Annotated in this window: 3 protein-coding genes and 1 pseudogene; all 4 read right to left on the bottom strand. The window is 74.5% G+C overall.

The genetic code is table 11. The features are described 5' to 3' along the window. Positions 1 to 847 (bottom strand): annotated as a pseudogene (locus AB0I76_RS22515) (hypothetical protein); the annotation flags it as partial. Beyond that, a complete protein-coding gene (locus tag AB0I76_RS22510; protein ID WP_357038732.1) occupies positions 844 to 1,761 on the bottom strand; it encodes an ABC transporter ATP-binding protein in 918 nt (305 codons plus the stop codon). The pseudogene AB0I76_RS22515 and the gene AB0I76_RS22510, both read right to left, overlap by 4 nt. 63 nt (positions 1,762 to 1,824) lie before the next feature. Beyond that, positions 1,825 to 3,345 (bottom strand): GMC family oxidoreductase N-terminal domain-containing protein, encoded by a 1,521-nt coding sequence (locus tag AB0I76_RS22505; protein WP_357038729.1) that lies wholly within the window; start codon positions 3,343 to 3,345, stop codon positions 1,825 to 1,827. Next, the gene (locus AB0I76_RS22500; protein ID WP_357038726.1) at positions 3,342 to 4,790 is read right to left on the bottom strand and encodes a non-ribosomal peptide synthetase; all 1,449 of its coding nucleotides are present in this window, start codon (positions 4,788 to 4,790) and stop codon (positions 3,342 to 3,344) included. The genes AB0I76_RS22505 and AB0I76_RS22500 overlap by 4 nt, the downstream gene beginning before the upstream one ends. Positions 4,791 to 4,836 lie beyond the last annotated feature (46 nt).

Raw genomic sequence — 4,836 nt, 5'->3', positions numbered from 1 at the left:
CCGGGCGACCCAGCCGAGCGGCCAGCAGGCCCGCGCCGACGTCCCGACGGCGGCTCAGCGCGACCGCGACGCCGGTGATCGCCACGCCGGTCAGCACGGCCAGTCCCAGTACCCACCAGCGCTCCCCGGCGTACGGCCGGATCTGGTAGAACCAGCCGGTGGGGGAGAGCCAGGCGAGCTGCCGGACGGCCCCGGTGCCGTCGTTCGCCACGGCGGCGGAGTCGGCGATGCCACGCAGCAGGAAGGTGGCGCCGAAGACGGCCAGGGCGATGCCGTTCGCGGTGCGGGCCGCCTCCACCAGCTGCGCGGTGACTGCCGCGACGGCGGCGAAGACCCAGCCGACCACGGTGACGCCCAACCCGTACGCCAGCGAGCCGGCGCCGGAGAGCCCGGCCCCCATCAGCCCGGCCGCGATGCCCAGCCCGATCAGCAGGTCGGCGACGCCGACGACGAGCAGGGCGGCGGCCAGCCGGGCGTGCCGGCCGACGGCGGCGGCGGTGACCAGCTCCGCCCGGCCGCTCTCCTCCTCGGTGCGGGTGTAACGAGTGATCAGCATGATGCTGGTGATCGCCACCAGCAGCAGAACCCAGACCGCGCTCTCCTTGACCACAATCCCGCCGAGGTGCTCCACGCCGAAGCTCGGCCCGCTGAACACCGCGGCTGCCGGGTTGCTGCCCACCCCCTCGGCGTACCCGCGCTGCTTCTCCGCCGAGGCGTAGGCGTCGGCGATCGACGCGGCCGGGCCGGCACCCAGGCTGATCGCGAGCAGCACCCACACCGGGAGACCGATCCGGTCCCGGCGCAGGGCCAGCCGGGCCAGGCGCCCGGTGCCGACCAGCTCGCTCATCGGGCACCGACCTTCTCGCCGCTGCGGTGCGGGCCGACGTCGTAGTGGCGCAGGAACAACTCCTCCAGCGTGGGCGGCTGGCTGACCAGCTCGCGCGCCTCGTACTGGCCGAGGCGGCGCAGCACCTCCGGCAGCGCGTCCGGGTCGACCTGGAGGCTGACCTGGTCGCCGTCCACCGTGACGTTGTGGGTGCCGGCCACCTCGTCGAGCCCGGCGGCCGGGCGGCCCAGCCGGGCCTGAATGGTGGTGCGGGTGAGGTGGCGCAGCTCGCCCAGTGAGCCGGTCTCCACGATCCGCCCGGAACGGATGATGCTGACCCGGTCGCAGAGCTTCTCCACCTCGCCGAGGATGTGGCTGGCCAGCAGCACGGTGCGGCCCTGCCGGCGAACCTCGCTCACGCACTGGTTGAACACCTCGGACATGAGCGGGTCGAGGCCGGAGGTCGGCTCGTCCAGGATGAACAGCTCCACGTCCGAGGCGAACGCCGCGACCAGGGCCACCTTCTGCCGGTTGCCCTTCGAGTAGGCCCGGCCCTTCTTGCGCGGATCCAGCTGGAAGCGGTCGAGCAGCTCGGCCTTGCGGCGCTGGTCCAGCCCGCCGCGCAGCCGGCCGAGCAGGTCGATCGTCTCCCCGCCGGAGAGCCGTGGCCACAGGCTCACGTCACCCGGCACGTACGCCAGCCGCTTGTGCAGCCGGGTGATGTCCCGCCAGGGGTCGCCGTCCAGCAGCCGCACCGTGCCCCCGTCGGCGCGCAGCAGGCCGAGCAGGACCCGGATCGTGGTCGTCTTGCCCGCGCCGTTGGGGCCCAGGAATCCGTGCACCTCACCGGCGCGCACGGACAGGTCGATGCCGTCCAGCGCGACCGTCTTGCCGAATCGTTTGACCAGGCCCTGGGCCTGGAAGGCGTCACTCATGCGGCGAGGTTCGCAACCGCTGCTGGCAGACGTCGCACAGATCGCTGTCACCCACCCACCGGATCAGACCATCCAGTCGGCCGCCCGTTCGCCCAGCATCACGCAGGTCAGGTTGGGGGTGGCCCGGGGGACGGCGGGCAGCACCGAGGCGTCCACCACCCGCAGCCCGTCCACGCCGTGCACCCGCAGGAACTGGTCGACCACCGCGCCCCGGTCGTCCGCCGGGCCCATCCGGGCGGTGCCGGTGGGGTGCCAGGAGGGCGCGACGAAGGTGCGTACCGCGCGGCGTAGCAGCGGCTCCTCGGCGACCATCCGGTCGGTCCAGAGCAGCACCCGGTCCAGCAGCCCGCTCATCGCCGGTGCCCGCAGCAGCGACCAGATCAGCCGGGTTCCGATCATCAGGCGCTGCTCGTCGCGGGGCTCACGGGCCAGGTGGAGCCGGATCTCCGGCGGGCTGTCCGGGGCCGCGTCCCGCAGCCGGACGCTGCCGCGCGAGTCGGTGTTCATCAGCATCACCGCCACCGACACGCCGGGCCGCCCGCGCAGCATCGGGCCGAGGGTGGGCACGTCTTCCGGGGACACGTTGCAGTTCAGGAAGACCATCAGATCCGGGTCCACGCCGTCGCTGGCAGCCCGCGCCACCACCGAGTGCCAGGGGTCGCCGGCCCGGCAGAGTCCGGCCCGCGGCACCGCCCAGATGCCCAGCAGCGGGTGGTCGCTGAGGTTCGCGCCCACCCCCGGCAGGTCCACCCAGGGCCGTACGCCGAGCGCGGCGAGCCGGTCCGCCGGCCCGATACCGGAGCGTTGCAGCAGCAGCGGGGTGTTCACCGCGCCGGCGCTGAGCGTCACCCGGTCGGCCCGGACCCGGACCGTACGCCCGTCGCGCCGCACCTCGACCCCCGTGGCCCGGTTCCCCTCGGCGAGGACGCGCAGCGCGGTGGTGTCCGGCCAGACGGTCAGGTTCGGCCGGCTCCGCGCAGCGGCCAGGTACGTCTCGGCGGTACCCATCCGGCGGCCCTGCCGGGAGTTCGTCGGCAGCGGCCCCACCCCGGGCGTCGGCGGGCCGTTCAGGTCGGCCGTCGGGGGCAGCCCCTGCTGCCGGCAGGCGTCGACGAACGCGTCGCTGAGCGGCGTGGTCGCGGTCAGTCGACGGATCGGCACCGGACCCCGGTCGCCGTGCTCCGGTCCGGTCACGTCGTGGTCGGTCTCCATCCGCACGAAGTACGGCAGCACCTTCCACCAGGCCCACTCCGGGTTGCCCGCGGCGGCCCACTCGTCGAAGTCGGCCGGTAGGCCGCGCAGAGCGATCGCGCCGTTCACCGCCGACGAGCCGCCCACCACCCGACCCACCCGGTACGGCACCGGCCGCTCCCCGTCGACGGTCTCGTACTCCCAGTTGAGGCCGGCGAGCGTGGGACGGCCGAGCTGCTCGGGTGCGCCGTCCCCACCGAACCGGTCCGGCCCGGCCTCGATCAGCAGCACCCGCCGTCCGGCCTGCTCGGAGAGGCGGGCGGCCAGGGTGGCGCCGGCCGAACCCGCGCCCACCACCACGTCGTCCCAGCCGCCCCCGGGCCCGCCGGTCACACCCGCTCCCGCAGCAGCCCGCGTACGGTCTCGGCCAACTCGGCCACGGTCGGGCTGTCGAAGAGCATCGGCAGGCCCTCGTCGGCGTCCGGTTCGATGCCGAACTCCTCGCGGAGCCGGCCCAGGATCCGGACCGCGTGCAGCGAGTCGGCGCCCAGCTCGAAGAAGTTGTCCTCGACCCCGAAGTCGTCGCGGTCCAGGGCCTCCTGCCAGATCGCGAGGATCGTCCGTTCCACGTCGTCGCCGGGGGCGGCGGGCTGCCCGGCCGGGGCGAGCCGGGTCCAGGGCGACGGCAGGGCACCCCGGTCCACCTTGCCGTTCGCGCTCAGCGGGACCCGCTCCAGCACCGGATAGTGGTGCGGGACCATGTACTCGGGCAGCACCCGGGCGAGCCCGGCGCGCAGCGTCTCGGCGGGTACCGGCGCGGCCGGGTCGGCCGGCACCACGTACCCGACGAGCTGGCGACGGCCGGTGCCCGGGTTGGTGTCCACCACCGTCACCGCCTCGGCCACCCCCGGCAGCCGGGACAGCGCGGCGCTGATCTCGCCCAACTCGATCCGGAAGCCGTTCAGCTTCACCTGGTCGTCGTCGCGGCCGAGGAACTCGATGGTCCCGTCCGGCAGCCAACGGCCGAGGTCACCGGTGCGGTACAGGCGCTCGCCGGTCACCGGGTGCCGGACGAAGCGTTCGTCGGTGCGCACGGGGTCGGCCCAGTAGCCCAGCGCCACGCCCGTCCCGCCGATCCAGAGCTCGCCCGGCGTCCACACCGGGCAGGGGGTGAACCGGTCGTCGTAGACGTGCATGGTCTGGTTCGCCATCGGGCGCCCGTACGGGATGCTGGCCCAGCCGTCGTCGACCACGCCGACCGGGAAGTGGATCGACCAGATCGACGCCTCCGTCGCCCCGCCCAGGCTGTGCACCGCGGCCCGCGGGTGCCGGCGGCGGATCGCGTCGGGCAGCCGTACCGGGATCCAGTCGCCGCTGAGCATGACCACCCGCAGCGACGACTCCGCCGGGTCGGCGTGCGCCGCCGGCGCGTCGACCCAGGCCTGCATGAGCGCGGGCACCGAGTTCCACACCGTCACCCGGTGCCGACGGACCAGGTCGCTCCAGTGCTCCGGATCCGCGGCCCGGGCCGGCGCGGGAAGCACCACCGCCGCGCCGGCGGCCAGCGCGCCGAACACGTCGTAGACCGACAGGTCGAAGCTCAGCGCGGACAGGCCGAGCACCCGGTCCGCCGGGGTGACGCCGAAGCGGGCGTTGACGTCCTGCACCGTGTTGGCCGCGCCCCGGTGGTCGATCATCACGCCCTTCGGCCGGCCGGTGGAGCCGGAGGTGAAGATGACGTACGCCAGGTCGTCCGGGGCCGGGCCCGGACCGACCGCGACCGGGTCGGCGGCGTGCACCTCGGGGTCGTCCAGGGTGACCAGGCGCAGCCCGGCCACCTACACCGGCGTCTGGGACCACGTCCGCAAGCTGTTCGCGGAGACC

Source organism: Micromonospora sp. NPDC049799 (genome assembly GCF_040656655.1).
In the GTDB taxonomy this organism is placed as follows: Bacteria; Actinomycetota; Actinomycetes; order Mycobacteriales; family Micromonosporaceae; genus Micromonospora.
This window is presented reverse-complemented; position numbering and strand designations above follow the sequence as displayed.